At 60.6% G+C, this 17,111-nt stretch carries 19 protein-coding genes, 1 pseudogene and 1 riboswitch; of the genes and pseudogenes, 12 read left to right on the forward strand and 8 right to left on the reverse strand.

Annotated features, from left to right (window positions below; translation table 11 throughout):
• Positions 1-14 precede the first annotated feature (14 nt).
• The 3 genes from ribH to GO014_RS02110 all read left to right on the forward strand — a co-directional run bounded on the left by ribH (position 15) and on the right by GO014_RS02110 (position 2,234).
• A complete protein-coding gene (gene ribH / locus GO014_RS02100; protein WP_116590709.1) occupies positions 15-488 on the forward strand; it encodes a 6,7-dimethyl-8-ribityllumazine synthase in 474 nt (157 codons plus the stop codon).
• Positions 489-974 carry a transcription antitermination factor NusB gene (gene nusB, locus GO014_RS02105; protein ID WP_157288925.1) on the forward strand — a complete coding sequence of 162 codons (486 nt, stop codon included), beginning with the start codon at positions 489-491 and terminating at the stop codon, positions 972-974.
• A 69-nt stretch (positions 975-1,043) separates the two neighbouring features.
• Positions 1,044-2,234: an MFS transporter gene (locus tag GO014_RS02110; protein WP_157288926.1), complete on the forward strand. Its 1,191-nt coding sequence runs from the start codon at positions 1,044-1,046 to the stop codon at positions 2,232-2,234.
• A 55-nt stretch (positions 2,235-2,289) separates the two neighbouring features.
• Here GO014_RS02110 and GO014_RS02115 read toward each other — a convergent pair whose 3' ends face one another.
• Positions 2,290-2,727 carry an outer membrane protein assembly factor BamE gene (locus tag GO014_RS02115; protein WP_116590712.1) on the reverse strand — a complete coding sequence of 146 codons (438 nt, stop codon included), beginning with the start codon at positions 2,725-2,727 and terminating at the stop codon, positions 2,290-2,292.
• A 136-nt stretch (positions 2,728-2,863) separates the two neighbouring features.
• Between GO014_RS02115 and GO014_RS02120 the strand changes: the two genes are divergently transcribed.
• From GO014_RS02120 to GO014_RS02155, 8 genes and pseudogenes are all read left to right on the forward strand, one after another.
• Positions 2,864-3,421: a ubiquinol-cytochrome C chaperone family protein gene (locus GO014_RS02120; RefSeq protein WP_157288927.1), complete on the forward strand. Its 558-nt coding sequence runs from the start codon at positions 2,864-2,866 to the stop codon at positions 3,419-3,421.
• Positions 3,418-3,969 (forward strand): YceD family protein, encoded by a 552-nt coding sequence (locus GO014_RS02125; RefSeq protein ID WP_157288928.1) that lies wholly within the window; start codon positions 3,418-3,420, stop codon positions 3,967-3,969. Before GO014_RS02120 ends, GO014_RS02125 begins: the two co-directional genes overlap by 4 nt.
• Positions 3,970-4,053: 84 nt before the next feature.
• Complete coding sequence (gene plsX, locus GO014_RS02130; protein WP_116590762.1) at positions 4,054-5,124, forward strand: phosphate acyltransferase PlsX; 1,071 nt, start codon at positions 4,054-4,056, stop codon at positions 5,122-5,124.
• Positions 5,121-6,101: a beta-ketoacyl-ACP synthase III gene (locus GO014_RS02135; RefSeq protein WP_343030713.1), complete on the forward strand. Its 981-nt coding sequence runs from the start codon at positions 5,121-5,123 to the stop codon at positions 6,099-6,101. Before plsX ends, GO014_RS02135 begins: the two co-directional genes overlap by 4 nt.
• A gap of 223 nt (positions 6,102-6,324) precedes the next feature.
• A complete protein-coding gene (locus GO014_RS02140) occupies positions 6,325-6,636 on the forward strand; it encodes an integration host factor subunit alpha (protein WP_104894606.1) in 312 nt (103 codons plus the stop codon).
• A gap of 105 nt (positions 6,637-6,741) precedes the next feature.
• Complete coding sequence (locus tag GO014_RS02145; RefSeq protein WP_116590716.1) at positions 6,742-7,197, forward strand: MerR family transcriptional regulator; 456 nt, start codon at positions 6,742-6,744, stop codon at positions 7,195-7,197.
• Positions 7,198-7,298: 101 nt separating this feature from the next.
• Positions 7,299-7,799, forward strand: a pseudogene (locus tag GO014_RS02150) (Gfo/Idh/MocA family oxidoreductase); the annotation flags it as partial.
• A gap of 230 nt (positions 7,800-8,029) precedes the next feature.
• Positions 8,030-8,401, forward strand: a complete 372-nt coding sequence (locus tag GO014_RS02155; RefSeq protein WP_157288930.1) for a VOC family protein — start codon at positions 8,030-8,032, stop codon at positions 8,399-8,401.
• A 6-nt stretch (positions 8,402-8,407) separates the two neighbouring features.
• On the opposite strand, the gene iolB is transcribed toward GO014_RS02155, so the two are convergent.
• The 7 genes from iolB to GO014_RS02190 form a co-directional block, all read right to left on the reverse strand.
• Positions 8,408-9,208, reverse strand: coding sequence for a 5-deoxy-glucuronate isomerase (gene iolB, locus GO014_RS02160; RefSeq protein WP_157288931.1), 801 nt, complete (start codon positions 9,206-9,208; stop codon positions 8,408-8,410).
• Positions 9,153-9,404 (reverse strand): hypothetical protein, encoded by a 252-nt coding sequence (locus tag GO014_RS02165; RefSeq protein WP_157288932.1) that lies wholly within the window; start codon positions 9,402-9,404, stop codon positions 9,153-9,155. The genes iolB and GO014_RS02165 overlap by 56 nt, the downstream gene beginning before the upstream one ends.
• Positions 9,405-9,461: 57 nt before the next feature.
• On the reverse strand, positions 9,462-10,379 hold the full coding sequence (gene iolE / locus GO014_RS02170) for a myo-inosose-2 dehydratase (protein ID WP_157288933.1): 918 nt from the start codon (positions 10,377-10,379) through the stop codon (positions 9,462-9,464).
• 9 nt (positions 10,380-10,388) lie between these two features.
• Positions 10,389-12,236 (reverse strand): 3D-(3,5/4)-trihydroxycyclohexane-1,2-dione acylhydrolase (decyclizing), encoded by a 1,848-nt coding sequence (iolD, locus tag GO014_RS02175; protein WP_157288934.1) that lies wholly within the window; start codon positions 12,234-12,236, stop codon positions 10,389-10,391.
• A complete protein-coding gene (locus GO014_RS02180; RefSeq protein ID WP_157288935.1) occupies positions 12,233-14,152 on the reverse strand; it encodes a bifunctional 5-dehydro-2-deoxygluconokinase/5-dehydro-2-deoxyphosphogluconate aldolase in 1,920 nt (639 codons plus the stop codon). Before GO014_RS02180 ends, iolD begins: the two co-directional genes overlap by 4 nt.
• A 102-nt stretch (positions 14,153-14,254) precedes the next feature.
• Positions 14,255-15,085 (reverse strand): MurR/RpiR family transcriptional regulator, encoded by an 831-nt coding sequence (locus tag GO014_RS02185; RefSeq protein ID WP_157288936.1) that lies wholly within the window; start codon positions 15,083-15,085, stop codon positions 14,255-14,257.
• A 108-nt stretch (positions 15,086-15,193) separates the two neighbouring features.
• Positions 15,194-16,165, reverse strand: coding sequence for a DMT family transporter (locus GO014_RS02190; protein WP_157288937.1), 972 nt, complete (start codon positions 16,163-16,165; stop codon positions 15,194-15,196).
• 99 nt (positions 16,166-16,264) lie between these two features.
• A riboswitch (FMN riboswitch) is annotated at positions 16,265-16,409 on the reverse strand.
• Between the two features lie 266 nt (positions 16,410-16,675).
• On the opposite strand from GO014_RS02190, the gene trxC reads away from it, so the two are divergent.
• Complete coding sequence (gene trxC / locus GO014_RS02195) at positions 16,676-17,107, forward strand: thioredoxin TrxC (protein WP_157288938.1); 432 nt, start codon at positions 16,676-16,678, stop codon at positions 17,105-17,107.
• Positions 17,108-17,111: the final 4 nt, after the last annotated feature.

Below are 17,111 nucleotides of genomic sequence, written 5' to 3' on the forward strand. Positions count from 1 at the left end.
ACGGGAGGTTGACCATGGATTCCTACGGTGTGCGATTTCCGCTGCCTGAAGATGCGGGCAGGGGGCTGCGGTTTCTAATTGTCGAAGGGCGGGCCTACCCCGACATAGCCGATGAAATGAAGCGCGGCGCCATCGCAGCGCTGGAAAAGGCCGGCGCGCTCCATGAAACAATTGCTGTGCCCAGTGCCATGGAAGTGCCCGTGGCCATGGCAATGGCGATTGAAACTGGACGCTTCGACGGTTATGTGGCGCTGGGCTGTGTTATCCGCGGCCAGACAAACCACTATGTGTCGGTGGCCAATGAGAGCATCAGGGCGCTGGCCGAATTGGCCGTTGTTGACGCTTTGCCACTTGGCATTGGCATTCTGACGGTAGAGAACGAAGCGCAGGCCCGAATGCGGGCCAATGTGAACGACCAGGATCGAGGCGGTGACGCGGCGAGAGCCGCACTGGCCCTATCCAGTGTGAAAGTGAAACTGAACAGCTAGATGACCGACCATCCTAAACGTGATCCCGGCGCCGCTCGCCCTGCCAATCAGCGCGGTGCGGCCCGCCTCGCTGCCGTCCAGGCGCTCTACCAGATGGATATCGGCCGGGCGACGCTCGAAGATACACTGGCGCAGTTTGGCTCGTTTCATCTCGGCCGGGAAATCGAAGGCGAACAATACCTGCCCGCAGACGCCGACTTCTTCCGCCAGATCGTCACCGGGGTCACCAAGCACCAGATTGAGATAGACCCCTCGGTCGACAAGGCTCTTGCAGAAGGCTGGCCCATTGGGCGCGTCGATGCCACCCTGCGCGCCATTCTGCGTGCTGCCGCCTTCGAACTGCTGCGCCGCAAGGACATTCCGGCGCGTGTGGTCATCACTGAGTATGTCGATATTGCCCGCGCCTTTTATGAGGATGACGCATCCGGCCTCGTCAACGCAGCGCTGGATTCCATTGCTCGCTCCGCCGGCGTGGACATGAACTGACCCAAGCGGCATTGACGCCTCTAGCGGCCGGGCGCACCGTCCACCGCCGCCCACCAAGGATGTCTTTCAATGCCTGACAGCCACCGCCAGTCCATCCGCAATATCGGTCTGCTCTCGGCCGCCCAGGCCCTTGGTGGTTCGAACTCCTCGATCATCATGTCAGTCGCGGCCCTGGCTGCCGTAAATTTTGCCCCCGACCGGTCCGCCGTGACACTGCCGGTGACGGCCATGATTGTCGGCCTGGCGCTGACCACCTCGACCGCCACCATGGTGATCTATCGCCTCGGGCGAACACGCGGCCTGATGCTGGGCGCTGCCATCGGCATTCCCGCCTCGGTAGTCGCCACGCTGGCCGTGATACTCGGGCAGTTCTATCTGTTTGCAGCCGGCCTCTTCCTTGTGGGCATGTCGGGTGCCTTCATGCAGCAGGTGCGCTTTGCCGCCGCTGACAGCGTTGCCCCCGAATTAAAGAGCCAGGCGATTTCCTGGGTCATGTTTGGCGGCGTTGCCGCAGGCTTCCTTGGGCCGCAATTGAGCGCCCTGAGCATAGGCTGGATTCCGGGGGCAGAATATGCCGCCAGCTTCATTGTGATCGGCGTGATCTCGTTGCTTTCGGTGCTGGTGCTCGCCGGTACCCGCCTGGCACCGACCCATGCCCCCGGCGCGACAGAAGACAAGGGGCGCCCGCTTTCGGTGTTGCTGCGTCAGCCGGAAATCGTCCTGCCCATGCTCGGCGGCGCGCTCAGCTATGCGCTCATGACGCTGATCATGGTCGCTGCCCCATTGGCCATGGTGCATCTTTGCGGTCACTCTCCCACCGACGCGGCCGGGGCAATTCAATGGCATGTAGTGGCCATGTTCGCGCCAAGTTTTGTTACTGGCGCCATTATCAAGCGCATCGGCGCCAGTTTGGTCACTGCCTTAGGCCTGCTGCTGATTATCGCCTGCGCGGTGATCGCTCTTAATGGCATCACTGTTGCCCATTTCACCACTACGCTCATTCTACTGGGCGTAGGCTGGAACTTCGGCTTCATCGGGTCGACAGCCATGCTGGCAACCAGCTATCGGCCGCAGGAGGCCGGTCGTGTCCAGGCGGTCAATGAACAAGTGGTGTTCGGCTCCAGCGCCATCGCGTCGCTCAGCTCGGGCTTTCTGCTGCAATTCGTAGGTTGGGAAGCCATCAACTTGCTGGCGATCCCTGTGGCGACGCTGACCATCCTGCTGTTGGGTTTCGGCTCTCTCCGCCAGGCGCGCGCCTGAAGCAAAGAAAAAGCCCCGGTGAACCGGGGCTTCCGATGTTTCGACTCTGCCTGTCTTAGAACGAGGACAGGATAGTGTCGATAAAGGTCGCATCCTCGCCGAACGAAGGCGTGCGGCGTGTTTCGATATTAACCGCCTTGCCGTCCTCAAGCGCATAAACGGCGCGTTCAATGACCTTCTTGTTGCGGTCGAAATAGATCGCCAGAACCGTGCGTTCCTGAATCATGGTCATGCCGAATGAGGTCTGGTTGACCTTGGTTTCCACATAGTACCAAGCTGTGCGATCACCAAAGGTATTGGTGGTCTGGGGCGACCCGAGCACCAATGTGACCAATTGCTGGCTCTGGCCCGGACGGATCTGTTGCAGTGCCGAGTCTGGAATTTCATAGCCCTGGGTCCGCTTGGAGATCAGCGAGGTGCTGCTGGTGCAGCCGGCGAGCGCAACGGCCAGTACGGCCGCGGCAACGGAGGCTTTTGCAATTCGCAGAGGCATGAATTTGACTTTCCCAATGGCTGTCGACTATAGGCGTGACACTTGGGCGCGTGCCCATTGGCCGCCGGAATGTGTAGCTGTCAACTTGGCCGTCTGGCAAGCTGGCAATGATCCGGCACCCCGATCTGCCCCGTGTTTGACCGATACCGACGCCGAGCGCAATCCCATGATCATGTCCTTGTTCCGCAAGAAGACTGCTACCGAGCCGGTTTACGCCGTGTACAATTCCATTGTGGCGCAATCCCGGCGACCGGTCCTCTACGCCCAGTGGGGCGTTCCCGATACCGTGACAGGGCGGTTCGACATGATCAGCCTGCATATGGCGCTGTTGTTCCGTCGCCTGCGCAACGGGCCTGACGGATCGCGAGAATTCAGCCAGTCGGTATTCGATCTGTTTTTCAAGGATATGGATCGCTCGCTGCGCGAAATGGGTGTTTCGGATCTCGGTGTACCAAAGAAGATTCAGAAGATGGGCAATATCTTCTTTGGTCTGCTCGCCGCAATGAACGACGCAATGGATCGCAATGACGCCGATGCGCTTGCGAGCGTTCTGGCGCGCAATGTATTTGATGGCCAGGATACGCCGGAGCTGCGAGCCTTGGCCGATTATGTCTTTGCTTGCGATGCGGAACTGGCGACCCAGCCCGTAGACGCGATCACGGCAGGCTCGGTTCGGTTCGAGGCCACCGCATGACCCGCCCAGCCGAGCCCATTTTCGACGCCGTTGTCAGGATTGACAAATTGCCCGCCGGCGGCCGCTCGATTGCCGTTGACGCAGATGAAACTGAGCGTCAGGCCATTGCCGAGGCCATGAACATTCTCTCTGTGGAGCGGTTCAAGGCGACCCTGACGGTCACCCCGCTGCGGGGCGGCCTGCGCGCACTGGGCCATCTGGAAGCAGACGCGACGCAAGCGTCGGTCGTCAGTTTCGAGCCCGTTGCCGAGACCATTTCCGAAGACATCGATCGCGTATTCCTGCCGGCGCCGCGCGAAAAGCAGGCGCCCGCGGCCGGTGCCGAAATATACGTCGACCTTGAAAATGACGACTTTCCCGATCACATCGACGGGCCAGAGGTCGACCTGAGTGCGCTGCTGCTCGAAACCCTGGCGCTGGCGCTCGATCCCTATCCGCGACTTCCGGATGAAACTCTAGAGTCTGTCGGGGTTTCCGCTACAGATGAGGAAGAGGGGCCTTTTGCGAAGCTGGCTCGCCTCAAGGGTGAGAGCGGGGACAAGAAATGAAGCCTTGCCCTTCCAGGGCTTGCGCCGACCCGTTGATGGGATATGTTTGCTTGCCCGCCAAAGCGGGCCGAAAAACGGGCTGAAATGACCGATTCTATTACGATTTCCGTGGATGCCATGGGCGGCGATCACGCTCCGCGTGCCGTTATTCATGGCGCTCACTTGGCGCTCAAGGAGCGCAAGAACACGCGCTTTATCTTTCATGGCCTGAAGGAGCAGATCGACCCTCTGCTTGAAGAATTCCCGGCCCTCAAGCCGGTTTCCACCGTCCGGCATTGTGAGACCGTGATCGCCATGGACGAGAAGCCGAGCCAGGCCCTGCGCAAGGGCAAAGGCACTTCCTCCATGTGGATGGCAATTCAGGCGGTCAAGGACAAGGAAGCCGATGTCGCCATTTCCGGTGGCAATACCGGCGCACTGATGGCTATGGCCACGTTCTGCCTGCGGCCCATGAAGGGCATTTCGCGCCCCGGCATTGCGGCGATCTGGCCCACCCTGCGTTCCGATATCATCGTGCTCGATATGGGCGCTACTATCGGCGCAGACGCCCAGCAATTGGTGGATTACACCATCCTGGGATCCGCACTCGCCCGTGCCCTTTTCGATTCCGAATCGCCCACGGTCGGCCTGCTAAATGTCGGCACCGAAGAAGTGAAGGGGCTCGACTACATCAAGGAAGCCGGCAAAATTCTTTCCGAAGCGAGCGGCGCCGGCTTTACCTATCACGGTTTTGTCGAGGGCGACGACATCGGTAAGGGCACGGTGGACGTCGTGGTCACCGAGGGCTTTGTCGGCAATATTGCCCTCAAGACCGCCGAAGGCACCGCGCGCCAGGTTGCAAGTTATCTGCGCCAGTCGCTCAAGGCGACCTTGATGAGCCGAATCGGCGCCCTTTTTGCGTCGTCCGCCCTCAATGCTTTGCGCCGCAAGATGGATCCGCGCACCGTCAATGGTGGCGTGTTCATGGGTCTTAATGGCATTGTCATCAAGTCCCATGGCGGCACCGACGAGATCGGCTACAAAAGTGCGCTGGGCCTGTCCTACGAGATGGCGCGCAGCCGCCTGATGGACAAGATTGGCGACACCATGCATCGTTTTCCCATCCACAAGGCAGACCCCAACCTGCCAACCGAGACCGAGGCCAAATCGGCGTGACCAGCTCAATCCGTTCCGTCATTCGTGGGGTTGGCAGCTACTTGCCAGCCAGGACCGTCACCAATGAAGAATTGGCCAAAACCGTCGATACGTCCGACGAATGGATTCAGCAACGCGTCGGTATCAAGGAAAGGCACATAGCCGCCGAGGGCGAGTTCACCTCAGACCTTGCTGCGGCGGCAGCGCGGGCAGCGCTCGACAATGCCGGATTTGCCATCGAGGACATCGACCTCATCATCGTGGCAACCACGACACCTGACTATACCTTCCCCAGCGCCGCCACCCTGGTGCAGATGAAGCTGGGCATGCATCACGGCTTTGCCTTCGACATTCAGGCAGTGTGTTCGGGGTTCGTCTACGCGGTCGCCACGGCCGACAGCTACATCAAGAACGGCATGGCCCGCCGGGTGCTGGTGATCGGTGCAGAGACCTTTTCCCGCCTGCTTGACTGGACCGACCGCACCACCTGCGTGCTGTTCGGCGATGGCGCCGGCGCCGTGGTCATGGAACGCGTCGATCTGGCCGAGGGTGAGCCCGAACGCGGCGTGCTCACCTCCGCCCTGCGCTCCGACGGCCGTCACTGGGACAAGCTCTATGTCGATGGCGGGCCCTCGACCACCGGCACCACGGGCCACGTGCATATGCAGGGGCCGGAAGTCTTCCGCCACGCCGTGGGAAAGATCACCGACGTGGTCTATGCAACGCTTGAACAAACGGGCTACACGGTGGCCGATCTCGACTGGTTCGTGCCTCACCAGGCCAACAAGCGCATTATCGACGGGGCAGGGGCCAAGCTTGGCCTTCCTCCCGAAAAGGTCGTTACCACTGTCGATGTGCACGCCAACACGTCCGCTGCGTCCGTGCCTTTGGCTCTGAGCGTGGCGGTAGCCGACGGGCGCATCAAGCAGGGCGATCTAGTCATGCTCGAGGCTATGGGCGGTGGCTTCACCTGGGGTGCTTCGCTCATTCGCTGGTAGGCAGGTTAACCGCATTGACCTTAAGCGTTTCAAGGCGTTAGTGTTCCTCTCGGGTGGAGGAAGCCGACGCCGACGCAAACGACAAGATCGTGCGGCGGCGTCATTCTGAGGAAGGAATCCCCTACGGCGATGCGGCTCTGGCGGTTGCATTGATGTATGGTGACATGGGGTTTGCCATGATGCCTGCAGGGAAGTCTGAATCCGTTGCAACTTGGGGGCGCGAATGACGCAGAAGACGGTGACGCGGGCAGATCTTGCCGAAGCGGTCTATGGTTCGGTCGGGCTCTCACGAACGGAGTCAGCGGAACTGGTAGAGCGTGTCCTAGAACTGATATCGGACGCTCTTGTGACGGGCTCCAACGTCAAGCTCTCCTCCTTCGGCTCCTTCCAGGTCCGCTCCAAGAACGAACGGATTGGCCGCAACCCCAAGACCGGCGAGGAGGTCCCAATCCTGCCCCGGCAGGTTCTTGTGTTCAAACCCTCCAATGTGTTGAAGTCCAAGATCAACAAGTCTATGGTCAGCGCTGGAAAGTAAGGCTTTTACGCGCCTGGTCGAAGAGCGTTCTAGTTCTCCGAAAGGCCCGGCTGGTAAGGGCGAAACTGCAACAAGCGCGTTGCCGTGGGCAGGGAGAATCGCGGTTTGGACAAGTCGCCAGACGCGTTCCGTACCATCTCTGAGGCTGCTGAAGAGCTCGATCTCCCGCAGCACGTTTTGCGATTCTGGGAAACCCGTTTCAGTACCATCAAGCCGCTCAAGCGCGGCGGTGGGCGGCGCTATTATCGCCCCGAAGACGTGATGCTGCTCCGCGGCATCCGCCATTTGCTTTACGATCAGGGTTTCACCATCAAGGGCGTGCAGAAGATACTCAAGGATCAGGGTGCGCGCTACGTCATCGCGGTTGGCGAGGGCAAGGGGCTGGACGAAATCCTGCCCATGATCGAACAGGCCGAAGCGGCAGGCGATGAGGCGGAACTGGAAGACGCCCAGATGCTGGCCAGCCCTTTGCTGGATCAGGACTCGCGCGACAAGCTCTCCGAAGTGCTGCGCGAACTGCTCGAATGCAAGCGCCTGCTGGAGCGCGCGAGAGAGCATTGAAGGCTCTGGAAGTTCTGTTTCGCTGACTCGAAAAAATTGGACTATCTGTTCCGCACCATTGGGCCCCTGATCGGCTCGTTGCTTGCTGGAGTCTGTTCGCGATGACTATTCGTTTTGGCCTGCTCGGGACAAGTCGCATTGGAACAGTACACGCTAGGGCCGTTTCTTCGAACGCGCGGGCCGAACTAATCGCCGTTGCCGACGCCATGCCCGATGCTGCCTCGGCACTGGTCGGGCAATACGGCGCCCAGGTGCGCACCATCGATGCGATTGAGGAGGCGTCTGATATTGACGCGGTCATTGTCTGTACACCGACCGATACCCATGCCGACCTGATCGAACGCTTCGCCCGGGCCGGCAAGGCCATCTTCTGCGAAAAGCCCATTGATCTCGACGTGGAGCGGGTCAAGACCTGTCTCCGCGTTGTCGATGAGGCGGGTGCCACGGTGATGTTTAGCTTTAATCGCCACTTCGTTCCGCATTTCCAGGCGGTGAAGCAGGCCATTGTCGAAGGCCAGATCGATGAGGTCGAGATAGTCACCATCATCTCCCGCGATTCCGGCGCGCCGCCGGCCGACTATGTGAAGTGCTCCGGCGGCATTGACTGTGTAGAATCAAGAGCTCCGGCCGCACCGAGCGGTGCCGACGGGTTCATCGCCCTCGCCCTGGCCGAGGCGGCATTGAAGTCGGTGGCCGAAGGTCGGGCGGTCAAGGTTAGCGAAGTAACCGGCCCACTGGCTGACCGGTCCGTGTTTCAGGGTCGCTAGGCCGACGGCCTTGCGACCACCTGCCGACCTCCTTAGTCTTTGCGAACAAGACAAGGGAGCGTCCAATGGAACTCGGTGCCTTTTCTGTCAGCCTCGCCGTCAAGGATATTGCAGCCTCGCGCAGCTTCTATGAGAAGCTTGGTTTCTCCGCGATCATGGGCGAGGAGGCCCAGAACTGGCTCATCATGAAAAACGGTGACCATGTAATCGGCCTGTTTCAGGGCATGTTCGACAAGAACATCCTGACCTTCAATCCGGGCTGGAACGCCGATTCCGAGCAATTGCCGGATTTCACCGACATCCGTAAAATCCAGCAGTCGCTCAAGTCAGTTGGGATTGAAGTCGGCACCGAGGTTGACCCGCAATCCTCCGGGCCGGCGAATTTCTCGGTCACCGACCCGGATGGCAATGTCATCCTGTTCGACCAGCACGTCTGAGCGACGCTATTTCAGCATCCACTCATGCTCGGGCGCATTGTGGAACTTCCATACGCGCTTGGGCCCCGCCATGACGTTGAGATAATAGAGGTCATAACCTGCTGTCGTCGCCACCGGATGATAGCCGCGCGGCACCAGGGTCACGTCGCCATCCTCGATCGCCATGGCTTCGTCCAGGCTCCGGTCATCGGTGTAAACGCGTTGAAAGGCGAAGCCCTGCGGCGGGTTCATGCGGTGATAATAGGTCTCTTCCAACTGGCTTTCATGCGGAAGATTGTCCTGGTCGTGCTTGTGCGGCGGGTAAGAGGAGGTGTTCCCCTGTGGCGTGATGACCTCGACCACCAGCAGCGCATTGGCCGCCCCATCATCCTCGGGCATGATATTATAGACATGCCGCACATTGGCGCCGGTACCGCGCGTGACACGCGGATGGGTGCCGGGTGGAATGACCCTGGCATGATAGTCTCCGCCACCCGGCGCCGAGCAGACAGCCAGTTCCAGATCGGTCGTCGCATCCACCGCCCAATGCCGCCCCGCAGGCACATAAAGCGCGTGCGGCGCACCATCGAAGGGGCTCATGCGCTCGCCCAGTTCGCCGAAATCCTCGCCATCGACGGCAAAGCGGCCCTTGCCACTGACAAGAACCAGGCAAACCTCGCGCTCGCCGGTCTCTTCACCATAGGCTTGGCCCGGCGCCATCCGGTGCAGACCAAAACCGACATGGTTCCAGCCCGCCGTATCCGGCGTTACGTCATGGATCCTGCCGGTCTTGCTCGTCGGCCGGACGAGGAGGGGGGACTTGCTCATTTTCATTCTCCTCCTTGGGGAACTTGTAGAAGAAGTTCCAACCCACATAGGCCAGCGCCGCGCCAACGAGTACGGCCCAGAACATATCCTGAGTAAACAGCAGTTCCCAGCCAAGCCAAATCGCCAGGAACACTGCGACCGCCGCGCGCCGCCACATAGGGCGGAACCATTTGAGATCGTTTTCTTTGAGGGCCATGCCTGTCTCCGATTTGATTCAGTTCGGCAAGGCCTTAGCACAGCCCCTTCAAAAGACTCACTCTTTTGGGAAGCCTTGGGTGTCGACGGTATAACCGGCGGCGCTCATCACGCGCATCAATTCGGCATGCCCCACCTGCGCCATTTTCAGCGGCGGGTTTTGTACTGGGTCCTGTTCGGCCTCGACCACGAACCAGCCTTCATAGCCATGATCGGCCAATCGCTGCACTATGGCTCCAAAGTCGAGAGATCCGTCTCCTGGCACGGTGAACGCACCGAGCGCGACCGCATCAAGAAAACTCTGCCGCGTCCGATCTAACTTGTCGACCACATCCTGCCGGATGTCCTTGACATGCACATGGTTGATGCGTGCGTGGTGCCTGTCGATGGCCCGTAGGACATCGCCGCCGGCAAAGACCAGATGCCCAGCATCAAGCAGCAACGGAATGCCTGGGCCGGACGCGGCCATGAAGGCGTCAAGTTCGGTTTCGGTCTCGACCACGGCGCCCATATGGTGGTGATAGCTCAGCGGCATGCCCTGCTCGGCGCACCATTCGCCAAACGTGGTGACCTTGCGCGCATAGGCCATCATTTCGTCATCCGAAAGCCTTGGCTTCTGCGCCAGCGGCACGTTGCGCTTGCCCTGGATCGAGCGGCCCACCTCACCATAGACAATGCAGGGCGCATCGACCGCCTTGAACAACTCGATCATTGGCGCGATGCGGTCCTTGTTGACGGACAGGTCTTCGTCCACCAGCGTGCCGGAGAACCAACCGCCGCACAGCGTCACGTCGGCCGCCTTGAGGATGGGCAGCATCACCTCGGGATCATCGGGAAAGCGACGCCCCTTTTCCATACCGGTAAACCCGGCCGAACGGGACTGCCGCAGGCACTCTTCGAGCGAAACATCGTCGCTCAGTTCGACCAGATCGTCGTTCCACCACGCAATGGGCGACATGCCAAGCTTGGCTTTCATTTTGTTCTCCTACCCGGCCCGCTGCGCCTTGAGCGCCTTCACATAGGCGTCCCGCGCCGCATTGACCTGGGGGCGCGTGCTGACTTCGGGCACTGCCACATCCCACCAGTGGCCACCCTCATCGGTGGTGATCAGCGGGTCGGTGTCGATCACGAAAACTGACACGCCTGCATGGTCCTTGCTCTCTTTGAGCGCGGTTTCCAGTTCGGCCAGCGAAGCGACTTTCTTCGCATTGGCCCCCATCGATGCAGAATGGGCGGCAAAGTCGACATTGGGCATGGTCTGGTGGCGGGTGTCGCGGAACAGATTGTTGAAGTTTGCCCCGCCGGTGGCCATTTGCAGCCTGTTGATGCAGCCATAGCCGGAATTGTCGAGCACCACGATGGTCAGTTTGACGCCCAGCATCACGGCGCTGACGATTTCCGAATTCATCATCAGATAGGAGCCGTCGCCCACCATCACGATGGTGTCCGCATCCGGCTTTGCCAGCGCCACGCCAAGCCCGGCAGCAATCTCGTACCCCATGGTCGAAAAGCCATATTCGAGATGGTAGCTGCCCGGCGCATCGGCCCGCCACAGCTTGTGCAGCTCGCCCGGCAGGCCGCCGGCAGCACACACCAGGGTGGCCCTGTCCCGGCCCCGCTGTACTGCGCCGATGACCTGGGCATCCGAGGGCAGTTCCACATTCGATGCCGCTAGCGCCGCGTCTGCCGCGCCCAGCCAATCTTCCTTTTCACGCAAGGCTTTGCTGGTCCAGGCGGAATCAACCTGCCAACCCAAAAGGGCCGCGTCCAAAGCTTCCAGCCCCACACGCGCGTCAGCTACCATGGGTAGCGCATTGTGTTTCATGGCGTCGAACGCCTGGACGTTAAGGCCGATGATTTTGAGGTCCTCGTTCTTGAACAGCGCCCACGACCCGGTTGTGAAGTCCTGCAGCCGCGTGCCCACGGCCAGCACCACGTCGGCCTCTTCTGCCAGCGCATTGGACGCCGATGTGCCGGTCACGCCAACGCTGCCCATATTGAGTTGGTGGTCATGGGGCAGGGCGCTTTTTCCCGCCTGTGTTTCCATCACGGGAATGCCGTGTTCCTCGGCAAAGGCCGCCAGACTCTCGCTGGCCTGTGAGTAGAGCACGCCGCCACCGGCGATGATCACTGGCTTCTTCGCCAGTTTCAGCGCGGCCGCTGCCGTCGCGAACTCGTCGGCATCCGGCATGATGCGGCGCGGCACCCAGACCTTCTCGGCAAAAAAACTCTCCGGATAGTCGTAGGCCTCCGCCTGCACGTCCTGGCAGAGGCTCAGTGTCACCGGCCCGCATTCGGCAGGGTCAGTCAGAATCTGCATGGCCCGCCGCAGCGCCGGCATGATCTGTTCGGGCCGCGTGATGCGGTCGAAATAGCGGCTCACCGGCTTGAAGCAGTCATTGGCCGATATCGTGCCATCGCCGAAATTCTCCACCTGCTGCAACACCGGGTCCGGCAGGCGATTGGCGAAAACGTCGCCGGGCAGCAGCAGCACTGGGATGCGGTTGACATGCGCCAGCGCGGCCGCCGTTACCATATTGAGCGCGCCGGGCCCGATGGAACTGGTGCAGGCCATGAAGCGGCGCCGGAAATTGGCCTTGGCATAGGCGATGGCAGCGTGTGCCATGCTCTGTTCATTCTGGCCACGATAGGTCGGCAACGCGTCCTTGATGCCATGCAGCGCTTCGCCGACCCCGGCCACATTGCCGTGCCCGAAAATGGCCCAGACGCCGCCGAAGATCGGCACGGTCTCGCCATCGATAACCGTCTTCTGCACGCTCAGGAAACGCGCCACGGCCTGGGCCATCGTCAATCGAACTGTATTCTGGCTCATGGCCGCTCCCAAATCTCCACCAGCGCGCCGAACCGTTTCGCCATCTCGGCTACGGCCTCTTCGTCGCTCATCTTGTTATCCAGCCAGTCACGCGCGACCTCACCGAAGATCGTCCGTCCCACGGCAAATCCCTTGACGCTCCTCGACGTCTTGGCGGCTGCGAAGCCAGCGGCCAGTTCATCCTGCGGTGCGTCGAGGCCCAGCATCACCACGCCACGACAGTAAGGGTCGCGCGTTTCGATGACACCATCAATGGCTCCCCAGGCCACCTCAGTCTTTTGCGGCTCAAGCTTCCACCAGTCTGGCTTGATACCGGCATCGTAAATCTCGGTCAGTGCCCGCGCCAGCGTGTCATCTCGCAACTCACCATGCTTGCTGGCAATGATCTCAACCAGCAGCTCCCGCCCCACTTTGCGCGCCGCATCGAAGGCCGAGCGCAACTTGGCGATCTGTTCATCTCGGAGGTCCTTGGGGTCATCGGGGTGGAAAAAGCATAGCACCTTGATGCAATGATCCACCGGCCATTCCACCAGCCGAGATCCGAGATCCTGCGTAAACTCGAACTGTAGTGGCCGCGACCCCGGCAACTCGATGGGCTTGGCGATCCAGAAACTGGGCAGCGCACCTGCGGCATAGAGCGCATCTCGTCCATATTTGTCATCGAGCAGCATACCAAAACCATCGCGCCCATTGGCGACCTGTTCTGCCGCCTTGACCGCCAAGACCTTGAAGTCTGGCAGGCGCGCCAGCTTCTGCGCATCTCCCCCTGCCATGTCTTCGAGCTGACTACGATGGTCAATGGCCAGCGCCATCAATTGGGGGATATCCCGTCGACGGGTCGTGGCCCAGTGCACGTGGTTGATTGCTTCATCCTTGCGCAGGGCTTTTTCGGGGCTGCCCCGCTCCAGAAAATACTGCAGCTCGTCCCAGGTGGGGATCTCCGGCGCGCAGAGCAGGCGGCTGACCGCAAAGGCTCCGCAGGCATTGGCCCATGTTGCACTGGTCTGGTGGCTCTCGCCACGCAGCCATCCGCGCAAGAATCCGCTCATGAAGGCGTCCCCCGCGCCGAGCACATTGTAGACCTCGATGGGAAACCCTTTGCCCACGATCCCCTCTTCGAGATCGTTGGGAATGGCCCCGTCATAGACAATACAGCCCATAGGGCCGCGCTTCAGGACGATCACGGCGGAGGACAGGGCCCGGATCGTCCTGAGCGCAGTTTTAAGATCGTCGGCACCGGAGGCAATGAGGACCTCCTCTTCGGTACCCACGATCAAATCGCATTCGGGCAGCACAGTCTTAAGATGGGCCGACACCGTATCGGAGGCGATGTAGCGACTGTCCCCCGCGTCATGCCCGGCAAGACCCCAGAGGTTTGGACGATAATCGATATCAAAAACGACCTTGGCGCCACTCTCCCGCGCGATGCGCATGGCCTTACGCTGCGCCTTGTCGCTGTGCGGCTGGGCAAAATGGGTGCCCGTTACCAGCACGGCGCGCGCCGAGCGGATGAAGTCGGGGTCGACATCGCTCTCGTCGAGCGCCGCATCGGCGCAATTGTCGCGATAAAAGATCAAGGGAAAGGAATTGTCGTTCTCTACCGACAGCAGAACGAGTGCCGTCAGGCGTTCGGAGTCGGTCACAATCCCGCTTGTTTCCACCCCTTCTCGCACGAGCTGTTCGCGTATGAAACGCCCCATTTGTTCATTGCCAACCCGGGTAATCAGCGCTGACCTGAGACCCAGGCGGGCCGTGCCGACCGCGATGTTTGTGGGGCATCCACCGACGGATTTGGCAAAGCTCCCAATGTCCTCAAGTCGTGTCCCGATCTGCTGCCCATAGAGGTCTACCGAAGCGCGCCCAATGGTGATGACATCGAGCGGACGATTCAGGATCTGGTCAGTGGCGAGCGACAAGGCGAGAACTCCGTTGCGGTGACCCTGTCAATGAAACACAAGTTCCGCAAAATCTCAAGATGGAATGTTTGTTCTATTCATGAAATGTCGGCCTCGACTGCGTCAGGCTTGCCGGCGCCGCTCTGCAACGCCCACGGTCAGCGCCATGGCCAAGGCCATGCTGGCCGAAAGCGAGCGAAAGCCGGCATGGTCAGACTCGATCAGTTCAAACCAGACTTCAGCACTTGCTGCGAGCGGGGAAAGCGCCGAGTCGGTTAAGCCAACCACTGCAATGCCCCTTTCGTTCAGCGCCCGTGCCTGGGCGGCGCTTTCGGCGGCATAGGGCGAAAAGCTGACTGCAAAAGCGGCGTCAGCCGCGGTGGCCTGAGCCAACAGATCATCGTCATTGCCGATGGCCGTGCTGACCAAGCGGCAGGGCACTTTCAGCTTGCCAAAGGCATAGGACATATATGTGACGATGGGAAAACTGCGGCGCCGTGCAATCAGGTAGATGGTCTCGGCGCGCGCCAGGATGCTGATGGCCCGCTCTAGCGCTGCAGCGTCAATTGTGTCGGCCAGCGCGTCCAGGCTGTCATGGCCGGCTGCCACAAAGCCGTTAAGAATGGCAACACCTTCGGTTTCCGCCATGCCACCCGCTTCGAGATGGCGCAACCGGTCCTCATAACTGCCGTTGCGCTCTTTCAGCCGCTCCCGGAACAATTGCTGCAGGCCCGAAAAGCCGTCAAATCCAAAATTCTGTGCAAAGCGCACCAGGGTTGAGGGCTGAACCTGAGCGGCCTGCGCGATACTGGCTGTTGTCCCAAAGGCCATGTCGTCGGGGCGCTCCAGGGCATAGCTGGCCACCTGCATCAACCGCTTGGGCAAGGTTGCGCGCATCTCGACAATGGCGGCACGCAGGCTGTCGAAGTCGCGTGGCGGAAGCTGGCCGGTCATCTGATCCTCATGGAATGCCCATTCCACTTTTGGAACAAATTGCCGCGCCCTGCAATAGAAAGGGCAGGACGGTCGTCCGTCCTGCCCCTTTGGTCGTCTTGAAAGCACCTATGCTGGTTGCAGCGTGGCAGGTTCCTGGCGGTTTTCGATCCAGTAGATGAACACCGAAGCGCCCACGATCAAGGCGGCGCCGGGCCAGAACCAGACCGAAGGCACCTGGCCAAGGGCAACCCAGCCGACCAGGCCGCTTAATGGCACTTTCAGATCGCCGAAGGGCTGCAGATAGACCGCATCGGCAGCCCGGTAGGCGAAGGCCAGCACATATTGCGCCGCCGCGGTGAGGGCGCCGAGCAGCAGCAACAGCCAAATGCCGGTCATGTCGGGCAGGGCGAACGGGAAGCCGGGCGCCATGGCCGTGGGCAGAACGCCGGAGAGCGCATTGGCCACCAGCAGGATCGCCAGATGGTTGGGTGTCATCAGCACCAGAAGGGAAACTGTCAGCGTTTCCGGGCTCTCGCCCTGACGTGTCAGATATTTGGTCAGAACGTCGGTGCCGGCCCAAAGTGCGGCGGCAGTGATCGGAATCAGGGCCTGCCAGCCAAGGCTTTCGGTACCAACGCCCGAAACGATAATGGCACCGACAAATCCAGCCAGCGCGGCCGCGATCCGCGCGCTCGAGGCGCGCTCACCAAGAAACAGGGTAGAGCCCAGGACAATGAAAAGCGGTCCGGTCGCCAGCAATGTCACCATTTGCCAGATCGGCACGCCCGAGGCGAAGCCGTAGACAAACACATGCACGCCCAGCGCCGAGACAAAGGCGCGAACTTCATGGGCAAACGGGTGGCGGGTCTTGAGGTTGGAGAGACCGATCCTCAGGATCAGCGGCAAGGCCAGAACCGAGGCAATCAGATATTGCCAGAAGGCCATGCCGGTAGAACTCATGCCGAAGCCGCCATACTCGAGCGGCGTGGGCAAAATCGATTGCAGCGTATTGGTGCCGGCAAAGGCGATACTCGCCACCAGCATGAAGAGGGCACCCGACGTTGCGGCGCTATGTGAAGCAGAGGAAATCTGGCTCATCTGTCGTCCTTTCCGTAACCAGTTTCCTCAGGGTTACGGGAAACGACATGCCAGAATGGGCGCGGCCAAATAACCGCGCACGCCGGCAAAGGCGTTTGGTCCCGTTCTCTTTCATCCGGACTATGACCGTCGGCTCCGGAGTTACACCGGATCTGCTGACCTCCCGTTCCTTGGGAGCGCTCGCGGGCTTGGCATCGCTGCCTTTACCGCCGGTGGGGAATTACACCCCGCCCTGAGAACAATGCAGGCGAACCTGCATCGCCACATCTAGGGCAAGGGGGCGCCGGGCGCAAGTAAGCACAAGGGTGTAACTGTGCGCATTTCCCGAACAACAGGAAAAATTTGTTCGCAAGAATCTGTCTGCCGAATGACGCTTATCAAGGTGTCGCCTTTGGCGCTGCGGTAAACAGCGTGAATTCGCTGGCTCCCCTCCTATATGATATTGGCGGGGTAGGGCGATGGTGATGAGCTCGATACCGGCAAATCCGCCGATCGATAGCAGGTCTTAAGATGCAACACATTGTCTGCGCCCAGTGCGGGGCCACAAACCGATTGCCTGACGGCCGCAATGCGCTTGCCGGAAAATGCGGTAGTTGCGGCCAGCCTCTGTTCGGGGATGGACCAGCCGAGGTGACAGGGCAGAACCTGAATCGGCAGATCAAGCGTTCCTCACTGCCAATATTGGTCGATGTCTGGGCGCCCTGGTGCGGCCCGTGCCGGATCATGGGACCACAGTTCGAGGCCGCCGCGAAACAGGCCCAGCCTGAAATGCGCTTCCTCAAGCTCAACTCAGATCAGAACCAGGAATTCTCCAGCCGCATCGGCATTCGCGGCATCCCAACCATGATCCTGTTCGACAAGGGCATGGAGGTGGGCCGTGTGTCGGGCGCCATGTCCAGCGCTGACATTCTCGCCTGGGCGCGCGCGCAATTCCCCGCCTGACCGA

The organism is Devosia marina, from assembly GCF_009758415.1.
In the GTDB taxonomy this organism is placed as follows: Bacteria; Pseudomonadota; Alphaproteobacteria; order Rhizobiales; family Devosiaceae; genus Devosia; species Devosia marina.